At 63.0% G+C, this 2,704-nt stretch carries 2 protein-coding genes; both read right to left on the bottom strand.

All coding sequences use genetic code 11. The features are described from left to right. Positions 1 to 88: 88 nt before the first annotated feature. Entirely contained in the window at positions 89 to 1,027 is a 939-nt protein-coding gene (locus ACMO6A_RS14550; protein ID WP_114518382.1) for a ParB/RepB/Spo0J family partition protein, read from the bottom strand. Continuing rightward, complete coding sequence (locus ACMO6A_RS14545; protein WP_114557600.1) at positions 981 to 1,808, bottom strand: ParA family protein; 828 nt, start codon at positions 1,806 to 1,808, stop codon at positions 981 to 983. The genes ACMO6A_RS14550 and ACMO6A_RS14545 overlap by 47 nt, the downstream gene beginning before the upstream one ends. Positions 1,809 to 2,704: the final 896 nt, after the last annotated feature.

Below are 2,704 nucleotides of genomic sequence, written 5' to 3'. Positions count from 1 at the left end.
GGTGTGGGGAGGGGGAAACCCGGAAAACGCCCTGGTTGCAACATATGCTGGATCAGGGCGCACGTCCCCCTTGGCCTGTCGGTGGGCCTCAGCGCTCGCGGGCGCGCTTCCTCTCGTGGCGCTCTAAGAGCTCGAGCGCCTTGACTATGCGGGCCTCCACGGTCTCCCTGCTCGTGCCGGGCTTGAAGAAACGCTCTATCTTCTCGCGGGGGATGCGGAACTGTTCCACCTGGTTGGGTTTGCGCTCGCCCATGATGGACGCCATGGCTTCTCGCGACAGCGCGCCCTGCTCCGAGAGCCTGCGCATCCTGATCGCCTGGGCGTGGGACGGCGTGCACGCCTCCATCCCCATGGCGTCGAGCAGGTCGTCCTGCTCCCTTTCGGACAGATAGCTGATCTCCACGGCGGGGCGCATGGCCATCGACCCGCCGTCCACCATGTCGAGCAGATCGGGGTTGAGGTGCGTGAGGCGGACGTAGCGCTGTACTTGGCTTTTGCTCTCCCCCGATTGTTCCGCCACAATGTCGCGCGAGCGTACGTTGGCCAACTTGTGCCCCACTGGGGCACAAGTCAAGTCGGAGCGGTACCCCTGCCGGCTCAGAGCGTCGATTTTCATCTTGTAGGCGAACGCTTTCTCGCTCGGCAACACGTTCTCGCGCTGGATGTTCGCGTCCACCATCGCGATGACCGCCTCGTCGTAGGTCATCTCCCGAACCACGGCGGGAAGGGCCTCCAGCCCCGCCATCTCGGCGGCGCGCTTGCGTCTGTGGCCGCTCACCATCTCGTAGCGCCCGTTCTCCTTCGGCCTCACGAGCGCGGGCACGAGCACGCCGAATCTGGAAACGCTCTCGGCCATGTCGCGCAAGGCGTCGTCATCGACGCGGAAGGGATGGTCCGGGAAGGGATCTATCATGTAGAGGGGGATGACCCCCACTTTCTCGCAGCCCACCTCGTCGCGCTCGGCCTGCGTGGTGAACAGGTCATCGAGCGACGGCAGGTCGATGGGTATCGCGCTTTCTCTGGGCATCTTCGAGCACCTCCTCCGCCAGCTTCGCGTAGGCCGCCGCGACGGGGCTTTTCGCGTCGTGTTGGAAGATGCTCTTTCCGTAGGCGCTCGTCTCCGCAGCCCTCACCGCCAAGGGCACGGTGGCGCCGAACACGCGCAGCGTCTTCCCGTAGCCTTCGCGCAGCGAGGCCTCGATCTGCTTGGCGAGGTTCGTCCTGCCGTCAACGAGCGTCAGCAGCACGCCCTCGATTTCCAAGTGTGGGTTGATCTGCCGCTTCACGCGCCCTATCGTCTTGACGAGCTGGGTCATGCCCTTCGCGGGAAGATACTGCGCCTGCACGGGCACGATGACGGAATCGGCGGCGGCCAACGCGTTGACGGCGAGCATGCCGAGGGACGGCATGCAGTCTATGAGGGCGTAGTCGTAGCCGTGCTTGGCCTCGTCGAGCCATGCTTTGAGCGTTCGCTCGCGGTTCATGGCGGTGACGAGCGCCACCTCTGTGCCCGACAGCTCGATGTTCGCGGGCATCAGGTCAACGCCCTCGGGGTGCTTCAATATCCCGGCATCGGGTTCCAGCGGCTCGTCGCGGGCGACCGCCTCCAAATGGGTCGCCAACGTGGTTTCCAGCGCGTCGGGATTGCGCCAGCCGAGCGATGCGGTGAGGTCGCCCTGCGGGTCGGCATCTATTAGCAGAACGCGCTTCCCGCTCATGGCGAGCGCCACGCCGAGGCTTGCGGCGGTGGTCGTCTTGCCCGTGCCGCCTTTCTGATTTGCTATCGCTACGACTTTGCACCTGCTCATAGGCGGTCTCCAATGGTTCGCAGGGCAGGTAGCGACGATGCGGCCACGAAACGAACACAAACGAAGCCCCTGTTGCATGGTCCGGCGGGGTCGAGAATGCGCACGTTCGTCAAAAGTTCGTCAAAAACGCGCGTTTCTCCTGTTTCCCGAACGGATGGAAAAACAAAGGCGTGTCGAAAAGTACGCCTTTGAACTGGTTTTTTGTGATTGTCTGTTTTGTGAGTTTCCTGAAAAATCGGGCGTGAAATTGATTGGGAAGCTTGGGCCTTACCACTTGGCGACACCCGCATGATTGAGGATTATAGCGCAAGATGCGCGAAGTGAGAAACAGTAACGAAAATTCGCGCACAGACCACGAATACCGGAACTTGAATTTTCTATCGCAGGCTTCGCCTTCAAAGCTGCGCTTGAACCTGCAGACGGATCCGAGCCGGACACGAGAACCTCTAGGCCGACCGGCCGATACGCCCTTTTAGCCGCGAAATCGTGTAGCATAACCTCGTCTCCTGGCCTTTTGAGTCTTGACGGGCGGAAAAGGCCATGTCGTACGCTCTTTTCGCAACCCCGCTGTCAAGCCAACAGCAACTGGCCCCGAGGTCGCCCCTTCCCCCGACGATTTCTCTGCGGGATGCCGCCCGCCCAGGCCTCGCCGAGGTCGGCTTGACGGCGGAAGCGGCTCCCCATGGCAAGAAACCATCGAATTCGGAAGTTTTGCGCCGGGCTCCGGACGCGCCGGAAACCCTTCTTCCGCATAGCGCCTGGTCGAAGGGAGGCGAGCTTCCGCGACCGCGCGCCGCGGGCGGCGAAGGCGCGCGCCCTCTTCCGAATTCGATGCCTTTTCGCCATCACGGGCGGCTCGCCTTGCTCGCACGCGGCCCGGACAAGCGGTCCTGGAG

The organism is Eggerthella sp. (genome assembly GCF_048329335.1).
Classification (GTDB): domain Bacteria; phylum Actinomycetota; class Coriobacteriia; order Coriobacteriales; family Eggerthellaceae; genus Eggerthella; species Eggerthella lenta.
The sequence above is the reverse complement of the archived record's forward strand: the minus strand, read 5'-3'. Positions and strand labels throughout refer to the sequence as shown.

Bases quoted from the DNA above. Each gene is read 5' to 3' on its own strand.
- ACMO6A_RS14550 (WP_114518382.1), bottom strand. From the start codon at position 1,027: ATGCCCAGAGAAAGCGCGATACCCATCGACCTGCCGTCGCTCGATGAC.
- ACMO6A_RS14545 (WP_114557600.1), bottom strand. From the start codon at position 1,808: ATGAGCAGGTGCAAAGTCGTAGCGATAGCAAATCAGAAAGGCGGCACG.